The following is a 20,966-nucleotide window of genomic DNA, read 5'->3' as shown; positions in this document are numbered from 1 at the left end:
TGCGCTGGACGGGCGACGGAACCCTGGAATACCTCGGCCGGACTGACTTCCAGGTCAAGCTCCGCGGCCTGCGCATCGAGCTGGGCGAGATCGAGGAGGTGCTGACCGGGCATCCGGATGTGGTGCGGGCGGCGGTCGTGGTGCGGGAGAACGAGCAGGGCGACCGGCGCCTGGTGGCTTACGTGGTGCCTGGCCCGGATGCCGCGGTGGCCGAGGCCGATGTCCGGGCGTACCCGCTGGAAGTCGTGCTGACCGAGTACGTGCGCGGGCGGCTGCCGGACTACATGGTCCCGGCCGCGGTGGTGCGGCTCGCGGAGCTTCCGCTGACGCCGACGGGCAAACTCGACCGGCAGGCGTTGCCGCCGGAGCACCCGGCCACCATGACCGGCGGAGCGCCGCGCAACTCCCACGAGGAGAAGCTGTGCGCGATGTTCCGGGAGTTGCTCGGCAAGGACGAGGTCGGGATCGAGGACGACTTCTTCGCGCTCGGCGGGCACTCGCTCCTGGCCACCCGGCTCAGCGCCCGCATCCGCGAGCAGTTCCGCATCGACATGCCGGTCCGGACGATCATCCGGTACCCCACGGTGGTCGAGCTGGGCGCGCTGGTGCTCGCCGGCGGCATCCCCGACGAACAGGCCGATCCGTTCGCGGTCGTGCTGCCACTGAACGAGGATCCCGGTACGGGAAAGCCGCCCGTGTGGTTCTTCCACAGCGGGGGCGGGCTGGGCTGGGCGTTCTACACCTTCGCGCCGCACGTGCGGGACCGGCGGGTCTACGCCGTGCAGTCCCGCGGCTTCAACGGCACGGACCCGCTGCCGGGGTCGGTGGCGGAGATGGTCGACGACTACATCGCCCAGATCCTCGAAGTCCAACCGGACGGGCCCTACCACCTGGCCGGCTGGTCCTACGGCGGTCCGGTCGCGCACGCCGTCGCGGACGCACTGGACCGGCGCGGCCACCAGGTCGCCCTGCTGGCGATCCTGGACTCCCAGCCGGCGAGCGGGTTCAAGAACCTGCCCGGCCGGGTGGAGACGTACTACCGGACGGAGCTCGAGGAGTACTTCGGCCGGTTCGTGAACACCGACTCCATGGACCGCGTCCTCGACGCCATGGCGAAGGTCGGCTCCAACAACATCGCCAAGATGGAGGATTTCGACTCGCCGGTCTACCGCGGCGACGTGGTGTTCTTCAACGCGAAGTCGGACAAGCCCGACGGGTCGTGGGCGACGTTCTGGCGGCCGCACATCCTCGGGTCCATCGAGGAGTACGCCGTGGACGCCACGCACACCGACCTGCACATGCCCCGGCCCGCGGCCCAGATCATGCAGGTCATCGCCGGAAAGCTGGCGCGGTGAGTCGCACCCCGACCGTTCGACGAGGATGCTACGGAGACGACGATCATGGCTGAACCCATCGTGAGCCTGCTGAACCCCGAGTTCAGCGAAGACCCCATCGCCGCCTACGCCCGCCTGCGGGAGATGTCCCCGCTCGTCCGCGTCGGGTTTCCCGGTGGGCCCCCGGTCTGGCTGATCACGCGGAACGAAGGGATCAAGGCCGCGCTGAGCGACCCGCGGTTCGTCACGGACACCGGCAACATCCCGGGCCACCTCGGGCCCAGCATCGCCGACCAGGCGATGGTGTCCCTCGGTCTGCCGGAGGAGTTCCGGGAGTACTTCACGTCGAACCTGATGCTGTCGGACGGCGAGTACCACGCCCGGCTGCGCCGCCTCGTGCGGCCCGCATTCACCGCGCGCCGCATCAAGGCATTGCGGCCACGCATCGAAGCGCTCTCGGCCCGGCTCATGGACGCGCTGGCCCAGAAGGGATCCGGCGATCTCATCTGGGACTACTCCCAGCCGTTGACCGCCGGCGTCATCTGCGAACTGATCGGCATCGACGAGGCCGATCAGCCGCAGGTGCGGGAGTGGATGAACGAATACGCCAGCCCGGACACCGATTTCGCCGCGGGCACCACCGGCCTGTTCGGCTACATCAAGGAGCTCATCGCGCGACGCCGGGCCGAGCCGCGCGAAGACATGATCTCCACCATGGTGCAGGCGATGGGCGAGGACGATGACCGCTTCACCGAAGCGGAGATCATCGCGATGACGGGCTTGATGGTGAACGCCGGATACCACTCCACTGCCGGCTTCATCGGGCAGGCGGTGCTCATCCTCCTCGACAACCCGGACCAGCTGGCCCTGCTGCGCGCCAAGCCGGAAGCACTGCCGCACGCCATGGAGGAGTTGATGCGGGTGGCGAACCCCGTCCCGGTCGCCGGACCGCGCTATGCGACCGAGGACCTGGAGTTCGCCGGAACCCCAGTGTGCAAGGGGGATGCCCTGACCGGCTCGATCGAGTCGGCCAACTTCGATCCGCGCGTCTTCCGCGACCCCAGACGGTGCGATGTGGAGCGGGTGCTGAAGCCGGGGGAGGGCCATCTCGCCTTCGGTGCCGGCCCGCACCGCTGCCTCGGTGCGGCGCTCGCCTACCTCGAAGGCGAGATAGCCCTCACCCACCTCATGATCGAGCGCGACAGCCTGGAAGTCGCCGGCCGCTTGCGGTACCGCGAGCCCATCCCCGGCGGCGCCCGGCTGTTCACCGCGTTCCCGGTGCGCTTGTGAGGGGCTGACCGGCCACCGCAGCCGGTTCGCCCGGCACACCGGGCGCCGGTCTCCTGTTCCCGTCCGGACTCCCGCAGCCGGCTCCGGACACCTGTCCACGCTGGAGGTATGCCGTGGAAATCCAGTCGATCGATCACATCGAGTTGTTCGTCGAGGACGCCGAGGAGACCGCCCTCGGCCTCCGCGACCAGTTCGGCTTCGTCGTCGCCGGCCGCGGTGGCGCTCGTACCAGCCTGCGCGGGTGCGAGTCGGTGTTGTTGCGCCAGCACGACATCACCCTGCTGGTGACCTCGGCCACCAGCCCCGATCACCGTGCCGCCGAGTACGTCGGGCGGCACGGCGACGGCGTCGCCGTGATCGCCCTGCGCGTCGGCGACGCGCGGGCCGCGTTCGCCGACACGGTCGGGCGGGGCGCCGTCCCCGTCGCGCCGCCGGTGACCTCCGGCCCGGCAGGCGCCCAGGTCACCTTCGCCTCGGTGATCGCGTTCGGCGACGTCGAGCACCGCTTCGTCTCCCGTGCCCGGTCCGGCGGCCCGTTCGCCCCGCGGATCGAGGAGACCGGCGCCGGCCGCTCCGGCGACGGACTCCTCCGGGAGGTCGACCACCTCGCGGTGTGCACACCCGCGGGCACGCTGGACGAGACCGTGTACCGCTACGAGGACATCTTCGGCCTGCGCTACATCTTCGACGAGCGGATCATCGTCGGCTCCCAGGCGATGAACTCGAAGGTCGTCCAGAGCGATTCCGGGCGGCTGACCCTCACCATCATCGAGCCGGACGTCACCAGGGACCCGGGCCAGATCGACAGGTTCATCGCGGCCCACGACGGCGCCGGGGTCCAGCACATCGCCTTCCTGACCGAGGACATCCTGACCGCCGTGCCCAGGAGTGCCGTGCGGGGCGTGCGTTTCCTCACCACCCCGCCGAGCTACTACGAGGCGTTGCCCGCCCGGCTCGGCCCGATCGGCGTCCCGGCGGCGGCGCTGCGCGAGCTCAATGTCCTCGCCGACCGCGACGACTCGGGGATCATGCTCCAGATCTTCACCGAGTCACGGCACGAGAAGGGAACCCTCTTCTACGAACTGATCGACCGCCGGGGTGCCCGCACGTTCGGCAGCAACAACATCCACGCCCTCTACGAGGCCGTGCAGCGCCAGCAGGACACCATCCCGACCCGCCTGGACTGAGCCACGGCCCGCCCGGTACCCGGTTATCCGCGCCCGTCGTGCGCCGCGCCGATCTCTGCCTCGAGGAACCGGGCGAACCTCGCCGTCCCCTCCTCGATCTGCGCCGCGGTCAGGTAGCTGGCGGACAGCCGGATGCTGTGTTCCCCGCCGCTTCCGGGGTGGAAGTAGGACATCGGTGTCCACAACACGCCGAACCGCTCCGCGGAACGGGCCAGCGCCGCGTTGTCGGCCAGGAAGGGCACCGAGACGGTCAGGAAGAAGCCGCCTCCCGGGCGGTTCCAGGCCACGCCGAGATCGCCGCGGCGTCCGGCCGGGAGGTGCTTGTCGAGGTGCTCCAGCACGAGTCGCAGCGACTCGCCGTAGTGGGCGGCCGGGCCGGCGTTGCGGGTGGTGACCTGGCCGCCGGCCGCGAGCAGCGCGCCGGCCACGGCCGCCTGGCTCAGCGTGGCGGTGTTTACCGTCACCATGCTCTTGATCTTGGCCAGCTCGTCGGCGAGGAGCCCGCTGCGCCCGGCCGCGTCGAGCACGGGCTGGTCGGCGAGGACAAAACCCACCCGGGCGCCGGGGAACATCGTCTTGGCGAACGATCCAATGTGGACGACCCGGCGCCGGGTGTCCAGCGACTTGAGCGTCGGCACCTGGACGCCGGGGCTGACCAGCCGGTACGGGCTGTCCTCGAGGAGGAGGATGTCGTGCCGGGCGGCGATGTCCAGCAGCGCCCGCCGGTCCGGCAGGCACATCGTCCGGCCTGCCGGATTGGAGTGGTCGGGGATGACGTAGAGCGCCCTCGGCCGTCGTCCGCGCGCGAGCTGTGCCGAGATCGCGCGGGCGACGTCGCCCGGGTCGAGCCCGTCCGCCCGCTCGGCCACCGGCACCACCTCGATGTCCAGCAACCGGGCCGCACCGGTGATGCCGATGTAGCACGGGCTGGCGACCAGCAGCACGTCGGCGGGACCCGACATCAGCGCGCGCAGGACGACGAGCATCGCCTCCTGCGCGCCGACGGTGACCACAATGGACTCCGGTGGTACGTCGATGCCCTCGTCGAGCCGCAGTGACGTGGCGATCAGCTCGCGGATGTGGCCCGCGGTCGGGCCGTACTGGTACATCAGGCCACGGATCTGGTCCGGGGTGTGCCCCTGGTCCGCGAGGTGGTCGAGGTAGCGCTGGAGGTGGTCGAAGATCTGCCCGGTCGAGAAGAACCCGTCGTGCGGGCGTCCCGACGCGAACGAGATCGCCTCGGGATACCGCATCCCGATCTCGTTCAGGAAGTTCATCGTCTCCATGAGCGGATCGGAGAGGCTGCCGTGCAGGTCCGCCCGGTGCAGCACGGCGGACCTGAGGTGCGGTTCGGCGGCCGTGACGAGGCCGGGGCCTGCCCGGTCGACGGCCGTGACGCCGGCCAGTGACATCGCGTCGGCCAGCTCGGCGCGCAGGGTGTCCAGCACCTGGGCGACGCCGTCCTGGCCCCCGATCGCCAGCCCGTGCAGCACCGGGCGTCCCACCAGTACGGCGTCCGCCCCCAGTGCGCGCGCGACCAGGACGTCGGCGCCGCGGCGAACCCCGCCGTCGAGGAGGACCGGGCACCGGCCGGCCACCGCGGTGGTGATCTCAGGCAGCACGTCGAGTGTGGGCGGCACGCCGTCGAGCTGCCTGCCGCCGTGGTTGGAGACGATGACGCCGTCCACCCCGGCCTCGACCGCCCTGAGCGCGTCGGCGGCGGTCAGGATCCCCTTCACCAGGACGGGCAGGGAGCTGGTGGACCGCAGCCAGTCGATCACCGACCAGTCGAGTGCCGGGTCGAACTGCGCCCTGGCGTGTTCCGCCGGCGAGAGGTCGCCGACGGAGGGGAGGTTCGCCGGCCTGACGTGCGGCGGCAGCGTGAACCCGTTGCGCGCGTCGCGCGCCCGCCGGCCCAGGTGCGGTGTGTCGACTGTGAGCACCAGTGCCTCGAAGCCGGCGCGCTCGGCCCGCCGCACGAGGTTCTCGGTGATCGCGCGATCTCGGAAGCAGTACACCTGCAGCCACACCGGTGCGGTGGCGGCCTCGGCCACCTCCTCGAAGGTACGGCCGGCGAAGGTGCTGACGGCCACGGGGATCCCGGCCGCACCGGCCGCCCGCACCGTGGCGAGCTCACCGTCCGGGTGCGCCAGGGTGTGGTAGGCCAGCGGCGCGATCCCGAAGGGCGCCGCCCACGCCCGGCCGAGGATGGTGGTGCCGAGGCGCGGCGCACCGCTCCCGGCGAGCACCGTGGGGCGCAGCCAGACCCGGTCGAACGCGGCGCGGTTGGCCGCGAGCGTGCGCTCGTCGCCCGCACCGCCCTCGATAAAGTCCCACACCGCCGGATCCAGGCATGGCTCGGCCTGACGGGCGATGTCCGCGAGAGTCAGGGCGGTCGCGGCGTTGCCGGTACGTAGGGCCGTCACTGCGTTGCCTCCTACTGGGCGGCCCCGCCCTGCTGTCCTGCCGACGGGACGGGGCGGTTTCGTCGACCAGGTGCCGCGTCATCGCCGGGGCCTGCTCGCGCTGGGGCGCGACGTGCACGGCGATCGTCCCCCGGCGACCCGCCACCCCGGTAGGACCGTCACCGCCCGGACGGCGGAATGCCGGGACCGCCGCTCGCGACGGTCTCTTCCGGCGTGGACACCGCATACTGATTCGGCAGGCCTGACGGCGCCGGGAAGTTCACCTGGCGGCCTCCACCCGCCGACCGGCACGCCCGGACCGGCGGCGAGGCGCGGATCAGGCCGCCGGTGCAACCGACCTGTCCTTCCCGCCCCTGGCGAACGCGCGGCTGCGGAGGCCGAGATGATCAACGTGTTCCAGCCGTCGCTGGGCGCCGAGGAACTGGCGGCGGTAGCGGAAGTGTTCGCCGGTTCCTGGGTCGGCAAGGGGCCCAAGGTGGCCGAGTTCGAGACCGCCTTCGCGGCCCGCCTCGGCGTCGACGGGACCCGGCTGCTGTCCGTGGACAACTGCACCGAGGCCACCTTCCTGGCCGTGCAGCTGGCCGGGCTCGGGCCCGGCTGTGACGTGGTGATGCCCACCGTCGCCTTCGTCAGCGCCGCCAACGCCGTCGCCGCCCACGGCGCCCGTCCCGTGTTCTGCGACGTCGACCCGCGCACCCTCAACCCGACCGCCGAGCACGTCGAGGCCGCGCTCACGCCGGCCACCAAGGCCGTCCTCGTGCTGCACTACGGCGGGCACCCCGGGCAGATCGACCGCATCGCCGACCTGTGCGCCGAGCGCGGCGTGGTGCTGATCGAGGATGCCGCCAACGCCGTTGCCTCCACCATCGGCGGCCGGGCCTGCGGCACCTTCGGCGATTTCGGCGTCTGGAGCTTCGACCACGGCAAGATCGCCGTGGCGGTGGACGGCGGCATGCTCTACGCCCGCGACCCGGACCTGGCCGAGCGCGGCCGCAAGCTGGCCTATCTCGGCTTGGAGCAGACCAGCGGGTACGCACGGGCCCAGCAGTCGGCCACTCGCTGGTGGGACATCACCGTGTCGTCGTTCTCCCGCCGTTCGGTGATGAACGACGTCCTCGCCGCGATCGGCTGCGTGCAACTGCGCCGGCTCGACGGGTTCCTGCGCCGGCGTGCCGAGATCGTCGCACAGTACGACCGTGCGCTGGCGGGCGTTCCCGGGCTGGTCCTGCCGCCCGCGCTGCCGCCGGGGCACCGCGGCTCGCACTACTTCTACTGGGTGCAGCTGCCCGCCGGGATCCGCGACGAGGTCGCCCATGACCTCTACGAACGGGGCATCTACACCACGTTGCGCTACCCCCTGCTGCACCAGGTCCGGGCCTACGGCTCCGACGCCCGGCTGCCCGGTGCCGAGTCCGCCGCCGCCAGGACCCTGTGCCTGCCCTTGCACCAGGGCCTGTCCGACGGCGACGTCGAGGCGGTTGTCGCCGGGGTGTGGGCCGCCGTCACCACCCGCGTTTCCGCCCTGCCCGTGGGAGTCCCATGAGCCGCGTCGCTACCGGATCCAGGCCGATCGACCTGCGCCTGGCCGAGTCCGCACTGGCCGGTGCCCGGACCGCCACCGAACCCGCCTCGTTCACCGACTGGTTCGCCGAGCAGGCCCGGCGCGCCTGGATGCGCGTCGAGCGGGTGCCGCTGGACGCACTCGCCGACTGGTCCGCCGACGCCCGCAGCGGCGTCATCGGCCATCGCAGCGGCCGGTTCTTCACCGTCGAAGGACTGGACGTGCGGGTCGCGGACGCCCCCGTCGACCGGTGGAGCCAGCCCATCATCAACCAGCCCGAGGTCGGCATCCTCGGCATCCTGGCCAAGGAGTTCGACGGCGTCCTGCACTTCCTCATGCAGGCGAAGGCCGAGCCGGGCAACCGCAACGGCCTGCAGCTCTCGCCGACCGTGCAGGCGACGCGCAGCAACTACACCCGGGTCCACGGCGGCAACCCGGTGCCGTACCTGCGCTACTTCCAGCGGCCGGAGGCGTACCAGGTGATCGCCAACGTGCGGCAGTCCGAACAGGGCTCCTGGTTCTGGCGCAAGCGCAACCGCAACATGGTTATCGAGGTGACCGAGGAAATCGAGCTGCTCGACGGGTTCTGCTGGCTGACTCTGGCCAGCCTCCACCGGCTGCTCGCGGTCGACGACCTGATCAACATGGACTCCCGCACGGTGCTGTCCTGCCTGCCCTTCGCCGGCGATCATGTGCCCTGCTCCGGAGGCGGGGGCTTCGACGCCGCGCTGGCCCGCTCGTGCAACCCGGGCGCCGACAGCGTCCACTCCACGGCCGAGCTGCTCGGCTGGGTGACCGACATGCGCACGCGAATTGACCTGCGCGCGGACCGCGTCCCGCTGACCGGTCTGCCGGACTGGCACTACGCCGAGGGTGCCATCGCCCATGACAGCGGTCTGTTCTTCGAGGTGATCGGGGTGGAGGTGCAGGCGTTCGGCCGCGAAGTGGCCGACTGGTGCCAGCCCATGTTCGCCGTGCGGGAGACCGGCCTGGTGGCGTCCGTGGTGCGGCGCATCGGTGGCGTGCTGCACGTTCTCGTGCAGGCCAGGGCCGAGCCCGGCTTCGTCGATGTGATCGAGCTGGCCCCGGCGGTGCAGTGCACCCCGGCCAACCACGACTACCTTCCCGCGGCGGCCAGCCCCCGTTTCCTCGGCGCGGTGCTGGGCGCCCCCGCCGACCGCGTCCGGTTCGACACCACCCTCTCCGAGGAAGGGGGGCGTTTCTACCACGCCCGCACCCGGTATCTCGTGGTCGAGGACGACGGTGACACCGACATCGAAGGCGACCGCTACCGCTGGATGACCCTGCACCAGGGCGCCGAACTGCTGCGGCACAGCTACTACCTCAACATCCAGGCTCGCAGCTTGCTGGCCTGTCTCTACAGCGTGACCGGCCGGTGAGCCCGTCCGAGGGGCCCGCACCGGTCCGCGTCGGCGTGCTCGGCTGCGCCGATATCGCCCGCAAGCGGACCCTGCCCGCGCTGGTGGCCTGCCCCGGCACCGAACCCGTCGCGGTGGCGAGCCGGACCCCGGCCAAGGCGGGCGCGCTGGCCGCCGAATTCGGGTGCCGTCCGGTGGTTGGCTACGAGAAGCTGCTCGCCGACGACGGCATCGACGCCGTGTACATCGCCGTACCCGCCGGCCTGCACGCCGAGTGGTGCGCCAAGGCGCTGGCCGCCGGCAGGCACGTCCTGGTGGAGAAGCCGTTCGCGGTCGACACCGCCGAGGCCACCGCGCTCGCCGACCTCGCCGGCGCGCGCGGTCTGGTGCTGATGGAGAACCGGATGTTCGCCCGGCACCCACAGCACGCACTGGTGCGTTCGCTGATCGACGCGGGCGAGATCGGCGCACCGAAGGTGCTCACCGCTGCCATGGTGATCCCGCCGCGTGCCCCGGACGACATCCGCTACCGGCGCGACCTCGCGGGCGGCGCACTGCTCGACGTCGGTTTCTACCCGATCGGCGCGGCGATCCTGCTGTTCGGGCCGGACTGGGACGTCGTGGGGGCGGTGCTCGACCACGACGACCGGCTCGGTGTGGACACCGGCGGCACCATCCTGCTGCGGTCCGCGGGCGGGGTCAGCGCCCAGCTGACCTTCGGGTTCGACCACTACTACCGCGCGGCCTACCAGGTGTGGGGGAGCGCGGGGACGATCACCGCGGAGCGGGCGTTCACCCCGCCGCCGACGCTGTCCCCGACGGTGCGCGTCGAGGGCCCCGGCGGGCACACCGAGCTCAGCGTGCCCCCGTTCGACCAGTTCCGGGCGGTCGCGGCGGACTTCGCCGCCGCCGTGCACGGCGACGGGGAGTGGGCCGGGCACCTGGCCGCATCGCTGCGCGGGGTCGTCCTCACCGACGCCGTCCTGACGTGGACGAGCCACGCTCCCACCGCCGCCACAGCGTCTCCAGGAGGCAGGAAAGATGATCACCGACGGACGTAGCACGGTCCACCCGCCCGGCTGCCGGGTCTGCGGTCAGCCCATCCGGGCGTTCTTCGATTTCGGGCGCCAGCCCGTGTCCGACGCGTTCCGCGATCCGGCCGACCGCTCGGCCGAATTTCACTACGACCTGGCCGTCGGCGCCTGCGGTGGGTGCGCCATGGTGCAGCAGTCGCACGAGGTCCCCCGCGCGCGCATGTTCCACGCCGACTACCCCTACCGCTCGTCCGGGTCCGCACTCATGCGTGACCACTTCGAGGCGTTCGCCCACCACCTGCTCGACACCGAGCTGAAGGTTCCCGACCCGTTCGTGGTGGAGATCGGCAGCAACGACGGCGTCATGCTGCGCACCATCGCCCAAGCCGGGGTGCGCCACCTCGGCGTCGAACCTTCGGGCGGCGCCGCCGACGCCGCGCGCGCCCACGGCGTGCGAGTGCTGACCGAGTTCTTCCAGGAGGACTCGGCCCGCCGCATACGCGACGAGGACGGCCCGGCCGTCGTCATCTTCTCGGCGAACACGGTCAGCCACATCGCCCGGCTCGACTCGGTCTTCCGCGGCGTGGACGCCCTCCTCGCCCCGAACGGCGTGTTCGTCGTGGAGGACCGCTACCTCGGCGACATCGTCGACAGCACCGCCTTCGACCAGATCTACGACGAGCATTTCTACCTGTTCTCCGTGGAGTCCGTGCGCAACGCGTCCCGCCGGTTCGGCTTCGAGCTCGTCGACATCACCCGGCTGCCGGTGCACGGCGGCACGATCCGCTTCACCATCGCTCGCGCGGGTGCCCGCCCGGTCGCCCCGGCCGTCGGCGAGTTGCTGGCCGTCGAACGCGCCCGCGGCCTGGCCGGACACCGCACACTGGACCGGTTCGCCGAGCGGACCCGGCACGCCCGCACCGAACTGGTCGACCTGCTGCGGCGGCTGCGCGATCAGGGCCGCACCGTGGTCGGCTACGGGGCCACCGCCAAGAGCGCCACCGTGACCAATTACTGCGGCATCGGGCCCGACCTCGTGCCCTACATCTGTGATTCCACCCCGGCCAAGCACGGCAAGCTCGCCCCCGGCTCCGGCATCCCGGTCCGCCCGCCCGCCGCCTTCGCCGACCCGTACCCGGACTACGCGCTGCTGTTCGCGTGGAACCACGCCGAAGAGATCATGGCCAAGGAGCACCGCTTCGCCGCCGCCGGCGGCCGCTGGATTCGCTACGTCCCGCGCGTGCACGTCGTCTGAAGGGACAGCTATGGCATACAGCCACGCCCACGCCGAGCTCTACGACGCGGTGTTCCTCAGCAGGGGAAAGGACTGGGCCGCCGAGGCCGAGCAGATCACCGCGATGATCCGCGCGCGGCGGCCCGGCGCGCGGACGCTGCTCGACGTCGGTTGCGGCACGGGAGCCCACCTGGCGGCCTTCGCCACGATGTTCGACCACGTCGAGGGCGTCGAACCGGCCGAGGCGATGCGCGAGATCGCCCGCGAGCGGCTCGCCGGGACCGCGGTGCACCCCGGCGACATGCGCGAGGTCCGCCTGCCCCGCACGTTCGACGCGGTCACCTGCCTGGGCTTCGCCGTCGCCTACATGCCCGACAGCGCCGCACTCGACACCGCCATCGCGCGCATGGCCGCGCACCTGGAGCCCGGCGGTGTGCTGGTGGTGGAGCCGTGGTGGACCCCGGAGACGTTCCTCGACGGCTACGTGGGCGGTCACCTGGTGCGCGAGAACGGACGGGTCGTGTCCCGCGTGACCCACTCGATCCGCCGCGGCGGTGCCACGCACATGCGAATCCACTTCGTCGTCGCCGACGCGGGCGGGATTCGCCAGTTCCACGAGGACGAGGTCAACACGCTGTTCACCACCGAGCAGTACCGGGCCGCGTTCGACCGCGCCGGCTGCGAGGTCGAGGCCGTGCCCGGCGCCGCGCAGCTGCCCGGCTATCTCGTGGGCGTCCGCCGGCCGTAAGCCCTCACTCGGCGGATCCGGCCAGTGCGCCCAGAAACTCCTGCAGGCCGGCGAAGGCTTCCCGCGGGTTGGTGTACCGGCCGCCGAAGCGGTCCAGCCGCCACGGTGTCCAGTCGGCCAGGTCGCTCGTGCCGTGCACGATGTGGTCGGCGAGCACCTTGGCGAACCCGGGCCCGTGGATCACGCCGAGCTCGTTGTCGCCGCCCATGGCGTAGAGCCCGTCGATGCCGGGAACCGCGCCGACGAGCGCGAGATTGTCCGGCGTGTAGCAGGGCACGCCGTGCCGGACCCGGATGCTGGACGGCTTGGCCAGCGACGGCAGGAAGCGCGCCGCGGTCGCGACCCGGAGGTTCTCCAGGATGCCGTCCAACGGCATCTCGTCGAGCCGGTCCGGCACCACGGCGCCGACGAGCAGGTCGCGCGGGAAGGTGTGGTACTGGCCTCCCCACAGCAGCCCGCCGTCGTGCCAGCGGACCCACAGCAGCGTGCCGCCCCCCGGCTCGTCCGGCATGAGGCCCTGCAGGAAGACGATCGGCGTCGTGTCCGGCAGGCCGAGGTCCTCGGTGATGATCCGCGAGGTGACCTGCGGCACCCCCGGCAGGTACACGCCGAGCGGTTCGAGCAGGGCGTTGCTCCAGGCGCCGGCGGCGGTGACGACGAGGTCGCATTCGATGTCGCCGGTGGCGGTGCCGACGCCGGTCACCTTGCCGTCTCGCACGTGGATGCCGGTCACCGGCCGCCGGGTGTCGATGACGCCGCCGCGCCCGCGGATGCGCTCGGCCAGCGCGGCACCGGCCTTGCCCGTGGTGACCTGGGCACCGCTGGGCATGAAGTACACGTTGTGCACCCCGTCCGCGGTGAGGAAGCCGCCGGTCAGCTCGGCCAGCTTGCCCCGCTCGACGGCGAAAAGGCGCTCCGGGTCGGCGACGTCCTTGGGCAGCGTCCGGACCAGGTCCCAGTCCCGCACCGGCCCCATGGCGGTCACCCACAGCACGCCGTTGCGCCGGTAGTCCACGTCGTGGCCGTCGGCGTGCAGCTTGGCGTAGAACTCCATGCCGTAGCGCTCGATCGGCTTCATCGGGGAGTCGGGGCCGTGCAGCGGTGAGATCACCGTCCACGGGGCGAGGAACCCGCCACCGGCACCGGTGGTGCCCTCGCACAGGCCGTCGCGTTCCAGCAGCCGAACGCTCGGCACACCCGCCTCGAGCAGGTGCAGGGCCGCCGACAGGCCCAGGATCCCGCCGCCGACCACGACGGCTTCCGACCGGTCCATCCCGCGCGACCGCTCAGCCATGGGCACGAGGGGAGCGAAGCTCGGCCGTGAGCCGTTCCAGGTCCGGCACGAGAGCGCTGGGGGTGGGGTGGGCCAGCGTCTCCTGCTGAAACCGCTCGGCCCCCGCGCGGATCGCGTCGTCCTCCAGCAGCCGCGTCAGGGACGCCCTGACCCGCGGTCCGGTGACCTCGTCCGGGGCGATCGACAGCCCGGCCCCGGTCTGCCGCAACACGGTCCGCTTGGCGGGTGCGTCGGCGGCGTAGGTGAGGAGGAGCTGCGGAATCCCGTGCAACATCGCGCCGTTGAAGCTTCCCCCGCCACCGTGGTGCACCACGGCCGCGCAGGTGGGCAGGATGACGTCCAACGGGATGAACTCTTCGATCCGGGTGTTCTCCGGAACGCCGCGGAGCAGCTCGCGAGCCTCGCCGGGCAGCGTGAGAACCAGCTCGATGTCGAGGTCGGCCAGCGAGTCCAGGATCTCCTGCACCTGCTCGGCCGAGATGGTCTCCCGGTCGGCCCAGCCCCACGACGTGATGCCGAACGTCACCAGGACGCGAGGCGCGCGGGGCGCGCCATAGAGCCAGGACGGCACGACGGAGTGCCCGTTGTACGGCACATAGCGCAGGGAGAGCGTCCGCTCGTGGGGCTCCAGGCGACACCGCTCGGGCAGGACGTTGACCGCGAACTGGCTGGTGACCAGCTCTTCGGTGAAGTCACGCCCGTACTTCCTCGCCCATTCCGCGTACCAGTCGCGCATCGTGTCCGGGCACTCGCCCGGCTGCCGTTCCTTCGCGCGCAGGAAGTCGCGGCGCATCCGGAGGTACGGGTCGCTCCCGAACAGCATCCGCGCATGCGCGGCCCCCACGGCGTCCGCGGCCACCGCACCGGCATGGGTCAGCGCGTCGCACAGCACGAGGTCGGGCTGCCAGTGGCGGCAGTACGTCACGAGGTCGTCGACCATCTCGTCGTTCAAGATCCACATCTGCGGAACCACGAGCGTGTTGAGGACCCAGGTGATGGCTTCCCAGGGGAGACCGTCCCGGTGTCCGTCATCGATTTCGTAGAGGGAGTCGAAGAAGGGCGAGTCGACCTGCCCCTGCGTGGCCTCCCCGCCCAGCATGCGGCGGACGCGCTGTTTCAGCGTTTCGTCCGAGCCGGCCGGGACCGCGGTCAGCCCGGCTTCCGTGATGGTGTCGAGGAAATTCGGTTCGCTGGCCACTCGCACTTCGTGTCCGGCCGACCGCAGTGCCCAGGCCAGTGGCACCATCTGGTTGAAATGTGATGTCCACGGAATGGTCACGAACAGAACTCGCAAGCTGTTCACCCCTGTCGGAACTACCAATGGAACGCCTCGCCGTAGCTCCGCTTCTCGATGCAGTACGTGCGGAAGGCCTCGGCCTTGGCGACCATGCCGGCGTCCCCGGTACGCCGCGCGGCTTCGATGAACCAGTCGAACGCCGCGGCGGCGTGCGCGTGCCGCTCGAAGTGGAACTCGGCGAACCGGCGGAAGTCCGACCCCATGGTCGCGGGGGTCAGGTTCCGGTCGGCGTCGATCAGTTTCTCGAGCTCGGCTTCGGTCGGCTCAGGCAGTTCGACGATGCGGATCGGCTCGGTCGCGGGGATCTCGCCGCGGAACGCGATGGGCTCCTCGGCATCCGCGAAGTCGAGACAGAGGGACAGCCGGGCGGTGTCGGCGGTGCTCCGCGCGGCGTGCGGCTCGGTCGAGTGGATCTTCCACACCTCACCGCGGCGGATGTGGTAGACGATGTCGTTCTCGGAATGGAGGGATTCCTCGGTGGTGCGCAACGAAATCTGCAACCTGGTGCCCCGCTCGTCGAATTCGAGGAAGTCGACGTGCGTGGCGATGATGCCGTCGCGGATGCTGAAGACGCGCACCCACTGCAGCCGGTCCACCGGGAAGTGCTCGGTCACCAGGGACATGATGTTCGGTAGCTGCCTGCCCAGCTCGGTGAGCGTGAGCCGGTCGCCGTGGGGGCGGAAAGCGGTGTCGGACTCGGCACCGCTGCCGTTGGCCAGCACGTGTGCCGACCAGCCCCCGAAGGTGAAGACACCCCATTCGCCGCCGTACTCGTGGCGGTCCACGACCGCCAGTTCCGCGTCCAGGTCGTACGAGTCGATGGGCAGCACCGCTAGCCGCTGCGACTTGAGCAAGGGAATCCCTCCAACACTGGACGTCTGTCGAATACCTCGGTGCCGGGACGCGGGAACCTGGTGACGGATCACCGCGTCACCGGGCGACGGTGCCTTCCTTGAGGCGGGCGATCATCCGATGCGTCGTCGCCAACGGCGTCTCCTCGCCTGCCGTACCCGGGGAACCGGATCGTGCGGCGTTCCCGCTGAAGCGCTCGTTCCACTCCTCGTGACCTTCGAAGGGGATGGACGCTCCTGGTTCGTACCGCGGATATGGGCGGTAGGTGTTGATCCCTTCCTTCGCCTCGCCGCTGACGAGGATCGGGTCGAGGTACAGGTTGTCGCTGCTGATCCTGGTGGAGGTCGAGATGTAGCCGATGTCGAGACCGCAGCGACGCTTCGGCGACGTGTTGGCCTCCGAGTAGTGCAGGATGTGCGGGTGGTGGATCGACACGTCACCGGGGTTGAGCTCGATGTCCACGATGCCCCGTTTCGCTATCCACTCGTCGACCACTTCCTGGTCGGCGGTGGAGTAGAGCATGTTCTCCGTGTCGGTGCGCGGTGACGGCTTGTGGAGCGGGATCTCGTGGCTCCCGGGAATGATGCGCAGGCAGCCGTTCTCGGTGGTGCTCTCGTCGACCGCCAGCCAGACCGTGAGCGCCTCCATCGGGGTCAGCTTCCAGTAGGCGCCGTCCTGGTGCCACAGCACCGGCTGGCCGTCGTAGGGCGGCTTGCAGATGTAGTGGGCGGTGAAGCAGGCGATGTCCGGGCCGAGGAAGTACTGCGCGATCTCGGCGAGCCGGGCGTCGGTGATCAGCCGGACCCAGAAGGCGTCGTTGCGGATCAGCGGGTGGTGGAAGTGCTCGGGCCGGAGGTCGGGGTACTTCTGCGTGAGCCATTCGACGTGCGCGTGCGCCGCCTGCAGCAGATCCGGCGGCAAGACGTCGCGGATGATGGCGAATCCTTGTGCGGAGTATTCTTGCGCGGCCTTTTCGAGCGCGTCCACGAAACTTGTCCTCTCGGGCGATTGACGGGCGTCGCTGCCGGACGCGTGGTGGCGGCGTGGTGAGCGTCGGCGCCGGGAATATCGACATCACCAAGGCCGGCGGCAGAGGCCGGCCGCTACGGAAGTCCGATTCTTCGCGGGAAGGATACCGGGGCCGTAGTACGCCTTGACCAGCAAAGCCCGCTGGCGAAGGCGATCGTACCCCCGCGTCCTGTCGGCGGGACAAACGGCGACGGAGGCAGGCACCGCCGGCTCCTTGCCCTCCGTTTTCCCCGCCATTTAGCCTGGCGTGGTGACCGCACGAGGGCGCGATGTCCGGTCGGCGAACATTTCCTTTCGATTCCGAAGGCATCGGTGTGGGCGGGCATCCCCGTTCGGCGGCGGAATGGCGAAACGGTGCGCTGCCCCATCGTGGTGCCGTGGTGGCGGTGGACACAGCGAAGCCGTGCAGCCGAAGGGGGCGGACGTGAGCAGCGCGATTGCCGACATCGCCGTCATCGGGATGTCGTGCCGTCTCCCCAGTGTGCACAACGTGGCTGAGCTCTGGCGCTTGCTGCTCGACGGGAGCACGACCATCGGGCGCTTTCCCGAGCACCGGGCGGCCGCCGTGCGTTCCGCTGCCCACCCGGACGCCGACACCATGGCGCTGGGCTCTTTCTTCGATGCCGTCGACGGATTCGACGCGCGGTTCTTCGACCTGGGCCCGGCGGAGGCGACCGCGATGGACCCGGTGCAGAGGCTAGGGCTGGAGCTCGCCTGGGAGGCCGTCGAGGACGCTCGTTTGCCTGCTGCCGCGCTCGCCGGCCGCGAGATCGACGTCCTGGTCGGCGCCGCGCCGTCCGGGTACGACGTGCTGCGCGAGCGATCCGGCAGCGACCGGGACGACCACTACGCCGCGCTCGGCTCGAGCGGTGCGCTGATCGCGAACCGGATCTCCGGCCTGTTCGACCTCCGCGGCATGAGTCTCTGCACGGACTCGGGCCAATCCTCGTCACTCGTGGCGCTCGCGCTGGCGTGTGACCGGATCCGGAGCGGCGCCGTCGACACGGCGATCGTCGGCGGCGTACACCTGATCGTCGATCCGGCGGCGGGACTCGGCCTGGCGAACCTGGGTGCCCTGTCGCCCGACGGCCGCTGTTTCGCCTTCGACGAGCGGGCCAGTGGTTTCGTCCGGGGCGAGGGCGGCGGCTTCGTCGTGCTGAAGCGGCGCGACCTGGCCGTCGCCGACGGCGATCGCAGCTACGCCGTGGTGCGCGGCTGGAGTGTCGGCAGCGGTGGTGCGTCCTCCCGAATGCCGGATCCCAGTCCGGGGGCGCAGGCGGCGGCCGTGCTGTCCGCGTTGGAACGCGCGGCGGTTCCGTTCGACAGCGTCGACTACGTCGAGGCCCACGGCACCGGTACCCGCCTCGGCGACCCGGCCGAGCTGACCGGCCTGCGCGAAGTGAGCCGGCGGACCGGCCGGAGCCGCCCGCTGGTGATCGGCTCGGTGAAGACGAACGTCGGGCACCTGGAGCCGGCCGCGGGGATCGTCGGCTTCGTGAAGGCGGCGCTGTGCGTGGACCGCGCTTTTCTGGTGCCGAGCCTGAACTTCCGGACGCCGAACCCCGGGATCCCGGACTTCCGGCGGGACTTCGAGGTCGTCCAGGCCGCGCGGCCCTGGCACAGCCCGCCGGGGCGGCCGCGGCGAGCCGGGGTGTCGGCGTTCGGGCTGGGCGGCACGAACGCGCACGTGATCCTCGAACAGGCACCCGGGCAGCGGCCCGGCCCGCACGCCGCGGGCCGGGCGCGGATCGCCGGAGTGCTGCCGTGGGTGCTGTCGGCGCGTTCGGAGCCGGCGTTGCGGGAGCAGGCGGCTCGGTTGCGGGACCTGGTGGCCGCGGATGCGCCGCCGTCGGCGGCCGATGTGGCGCACTCGCTGGTGTCGACGCGGTCGGTGTTCGACCACCGCGCGGTGGTGCTGGGTGTGGAGCGGGCGGAGCTGGCGGCGAACCTGGCGGGACTGGCGGCGGGTGAGCCGCGTCCGGGTGTGCTGGCCGGGGCGGTGCCCGCCCGTGGTGCGGGCCGGGTCGGGTTCGTGTTCGCCGGGCAAGGCGGACAGCGGGCCGGGATGGGGCGGAAGCTGCACACGGCGAGCCCGGTCTTCGCGGCGGCGTTCGACCACGCGTGCGCCCTGCTGGAAGCGGAGCTGAGCCTGCCGGTGGCGGAGGTGGTGCTCGGCGAGAGCGACGACGGGCGCGCCGATCAGACCGTGTTCGCGCAGGCGGGTCTGTTCGCGGTCGAGGTGGGCCTGGTGGCGCTCCTGGCCGCGGCGGGGATCACGCCGGATGCCGTGGCCGGTCACTCGGTGGGTGAGATCGCCGCCGCGCACGTCGCCGGGGTGCTGTCGCTGGCGGACGCGTGCGCTCTGGTGGCGGCGCGTGGCCGGCTGATGCAGGCGCTGCCCGGCGGGGGCGCGATGATCGCGGTGGGGGCCACCGAGGCGGAGATCACCGACGCCGTGGCGGGTGTGGCCGGGGTGTCGGTGGCGGCGGTGAACGGCCCGGCCTCGGTCGTCATCTCCGGTGACGCGCAGGCGGTGCGGCGGCTGGCGACCGGGTTCAAGGACCAGGGCAGGCGGACCCGCGTGCTGCGTGTCTCGCACGCGTTCCACTCCCACCGGGTGGACCCGGTGCTGGACGAGCTGGCGAAGGTGGCGGCGCGGCTCGAGCACGCCGCGCCGCGGGTGCCCTGGGTGGGGGCGCTGACCGGCGCGGAGTCCGCGCCGGGCCCGGAGTACTGGGTCCGGCAGGCACGCGGCGCGGTGCGGTACGCGGACACGGTCACCGCGCTGGCCGCGCGAGGAGTGTCGGTGTTCGTGGAGATCGGCCCGGACGAGACGCTCTCGGAGATGGGGTCCGGCGTGCTGGACGACCCGGGTGGCGCGGTGTTCGTCCCGGTGCTGCGGCCGGGCCGTCCGGCACCCGAGGCGGTGCTGGCCGGGCTGGCCGAGGCCTTCGTGCACGGCGCGCCGGTGGACTGGGCCGCGACGCTGCCCGGCGGGCGGCCGGTGGATCTGCCCACCTACCCGTTCCAGCGGCAGCGGTACTGGCTGACCGCACCGGACGACACCCCGGACGCGCCCGCCGCCCGGGCCGCGGAACTGGACTCGGAGCTCTCGGTGCTCAACCTCGTGTGCGCCGAGACGGCCGTGGTGCTGAGCGGGAAGGGCGCGGCGCCGACCGGCCCCGACCTCGCGGCGCGGCCCGACGTGTCCTTCAAGGACCTGGGGCTCGATTCGGCGATGGCCGTGCGGCTCCGCAACCGGCTCACCGCCGCGGCCGGTGTGCGGCTCCCCGCCACCGTCGCGTTCTCCTACCCCACGCCACTCCTGCTCGGGCGCCGCATCTTCTCCCTGCTCGAGCCAGTGACGTCCGAAATTCCGGAAAGCCGCGCAGACCACGAATTGTTCATGCTGATCGACCGCGGCTACGTGTAGCGCGACCCGTTCGTCCAGCGACCGTCCAGGGAGACCCGGTGGAGGAGATCACCAAGCTCCGCTCCTACTTGCAGCGCGCCGTCCGCGACGCGCAGGCCCTGCGCGAGCGGGTGCGCGAGCTCGAGGAGCCGGGGCGGGAGCCGGTCGCGGTCGTGGGCGTGGGGTGCTGCTTCCCGGGCGGCGCGGGGTCGCCGGAAGCGCTGTGGGACGTGGTGTCCGCCGGCGTGGACGCGATCGGTGCCTTCCCACCGGACCGGGGCTGGGATGCCGTCCACGACCCGGACCCGGGGGCACCCGGCAGGACGTACACGCGTTCCGGCGGGTTCCTGTCCGGCCTGGCGGAGTTCGACGCGGAGTTCTTCGGGCTCAGCCCGCGCGAGGCGCTGGCGATGGATCCGCAGCAGCGGTTGGTGCTGGAGACGTCGTGGGAAGCGCTGGAACGGGCGGGCATCCAGCCGGCCGGGTTGCGGGGTTCGGCGACCGGGGTGTTCACCGGGCTCTACGGGGTCGACTACGGGCCCCGGCTGGGCGGCGCGGCAGCCGCCGAGGTGGAGGGCTTCCGCCTCACCGGGACCTTGACCAGCGTGGCGTCCGGCCGGGTGGCGTACGTGCTGGGGCTGGGGGGACCGGCGATGTCGATCGACACCGCGTGCTCGTCCTCGCTGGTCGCGGTGCACCAGGCCGTGCGTTCCCTGCGTTCCGGTGAGTGCACGCTGGCCTTGGCCGGCGGGGTGTCGGTGCTGTCGACGCCGGGCTTGTTGGTGGAGAGCGCCCGGCAGCGGGGGCTGTCGGCGGACGGCCGGTGCAAGGCGTTCGCGGACGCGGCGGACGGCACGGGCTTCGGTGAGGGTGCCGGGGTCTTGGTGCT

15 protein-coding genes are annotated in these 20,966 nt (G+C 71.6%); 10 read left to right on the top strand and 5 right to left on the bottom strand.

The window, feature by feature from the left end; translation table 11 throughout:
- The 3 genes from ABZ863_RS33360 to hppD form a co-directional block, all read left to right on the top strand.
- A partial coding sequence (locus ABZ863_RS33360; protein ID WP_358543544.1) for an alpha/beta fold hydrolase occupies window positions 1–1,355 on the top strand: 1,355 nt, incomplete at its 5' end.
- A gap of 45 nt (window positions 1,356–1,400) precedes the next feature.
- Window positions 1,401–2,624: a cytochrome P450 gene (locus ABZ863_RS33355; RefSeq protein WP_358543541.1), complete on the top strand. Its 1,224-nt coding sequence runs from the start codon at window positions 1,401–1,403 to the stop codon at window positions 2,622–2,624.
- Between the two features lie 113 nt (window positions 2,625–2,737).
- On the top strand, window positions 2,738–3,811 hold the full coding sequence (gene hppD / locus ABZ863_RS33350; protein WP_358543539.1) for a 4-hydroxyphenylpyruvate dioxygenase: 1,074 nt from the start codon (window positions 2,738–2,740) through the stop codon (window positions 3,809–3,811).
- Between the two features lie 23 nt (window positions 3,812–3,834).
- Here the strand turns inward: hppD and ABZ863_RS33345 are convergent, their stop codons facing one another.
- Window positions 3,835–6,237, bottom strand: a complete 2,403-nt coding sequence (locus tag ABZ863_RS33345; protein WP_358543537.1) for an aminotransferase class I/II-fold pyridoxal phosphate-dependent enzyme — start codon at window positions 6,235–6,237, stop codon at window positions 3,835–3,837.
- Between the two features lie 382 nt (window positions 6,238–6,619).
- On the opposite strand from ABZ863_RS33345, the gene ABZ863_RS33340 reads away from it, so the two are divergent.
- From ABZ863_RS33340 to ABZ863_RS33320, 5 genes are read left to right on the top strand one after another with little or no spacing between them, the layout of a single operon-like run.
- Complete coding sequence (locus ABZ863_RS33340; RefSeq protein WP_358543535.1) at window positions 6,620–7,780, top strand: DegT/DnrJ/EryC1/StrS family aminotransferase; 1,161 nt, start codon at window positions 6,620–6,622, stop codon at window positions 7,778–7,780.
- The gene (locus tag ABZ863_RS33335; protein ID WP_358543532.1) at window positions 7,777–9,198 is read left to right on the top strand and encodes an NDP-hexose 2,3-dehydratase family protein; all 1,422 of its coding nucleotides are present in this window, start codon (window positions 7,777–7,779) and stop codon (window positions 9,196–9,198) included. Before ABZ863_RS33340 ends, ABZ863_RS33335 begins: the two co-directional genes overlap by 4 nt.
- Window positions 9,195–10,238: a Gfo/Idh/MocA family oxidoreductase gene (locus ABZ863_RS33330; protein WP_358543529.1), complete on the top strand. Its 1,044-nt coding sequence runs from the start codon at window positions 9,195–9,197 to the stop codon at window positions 10,236–10,238. The genes ABZ863_RS33335 and ABZ863_RS33330 overlap by 4 nt, the downstream gene beginning before the upstream one ends.
- Window positions 10,219–11,466, top strand: coding sequence for a class I SAM-dependent methyltransferase (locus ABZ863_RS33325; protein WP_358543526.1), 1,248 nt, complete (start codon window positions 10,219–10,221; stop codon window positions 11,464–11,466). The genes ABZ863_RS33330 and ABZ863_RS33325 overlap by 20 nt, the downstream gene beginning before the upstream one ends.
- A 10-nt stretch (window positions 11,467–11,476) precedes the next feature.
- On the top strand, window positions 11,477–12,193 hold the full coding sequence (locus ABZ863_RS33320; protein WP_358543523.1) for a class I SAM-dependent methyltransferase: 717 nt from the start codon (window positions 11,477–11,479) through the stop codon (window positions 12,191–12,193).
- A gap of 4 nt (window positions 12,194–12,197) precedes the next feature.
- Here the strand turns inward: ABZ863_RS33320 and ABZ863_RS33315 are convergent, their stop codons facing one another.
- From ABZ863_RS33315 to ABZ863_RS33300, 4 genes are all read right to left on the bottom strand, one after another.
- The gene (locus ABZ863_RS33315; protein ID WP_358543521.1) at window positions 12,198–13,487 is read right to left on the bottom strand and encodes an FAD-binding oxidoreductase; all 1,290 of its coding nucleotides are present in this window, start codon (window positions 13,485–13,487) and stop codon (window positions 12,198–12,200) included.
- A complete protein-coding gene (locus ABZ863_RS33310) occupies window positions 13,480–14,781 on the bottom strand; it encodes an activator-dependent family glycosyltransferase (protein WP_358543518.1) in 1,302 nt (433 codons plus the stop codon). Before ABZ863_RS33310 ends, ABZ863_RS33315 begins: the two co-directional genes overlap by 8 nt.
- Window positions 14,782–14,801: 20 nt before the next feature.
- Entirely contained in the window at window positions 14,802–15,638 is an 837-nt protein-coding gene (locus ABZ863_RS33305; RefSeq protein ID WP_358543515.1) for a putative nonproteinogenic amino acid hydroxylase, read from the bottom strand.
- Window positions 15,639–15,714: 76 nt separating this feature from the next.
- Entirely contained in the window at window positions 15,715–16,623 is a 909-nt protein-coding gene (locus ABZ863_RS33300) for a phytanoyl-CoA dioxygenase family protein (RefSeq protein ID WP_358543512.1), read from the bottom strand.
- A gap of 466 nt (window positions 16,624–17,089) precedes the next feature.
- Between ABZ863_RS33300 and ABZ863_RS33295 the strand changes: the two genes are divergently transcribed.
- Window positions 17,090–20,098, top strand: coding sequence for a beta-ketoacyl synthase N-terminal-like domain-containing protein (locus ABZ863_RS33295; RefSeq protein WP_358543509.1), 3,009 nt, complete (start codon window positions 17,090–17,092; stop codon window positions 20,096–20,098).
- A 47-nt stretch (window positions 20,099–20,145) separates the two neighbouring features.
- The coding region (locus ABZ863_RS33290; RefSeq protein ID WP_358543546.1) for a beta-ketoacyl synthase N-terminal-like domain-containing protein at window positions 20,146–20,966 on the top strand (821 nt) is incomplete at its 3' end.

This window comes from Saccharomonospora sp. NPDC046836, from assembly GCF_040645195.1.
In the GTDB taxonomy this organism is placed as follows: Bacteria; Actinomycetota; Actinomycetes; order Mycobacteriales; family Pseudonocardiaceae; genus Prauserella_A.
Note: the sequence above shows the minus strand (reverse complement) of the source record. Positions and strands in the feature narration are given on the sequence as shown.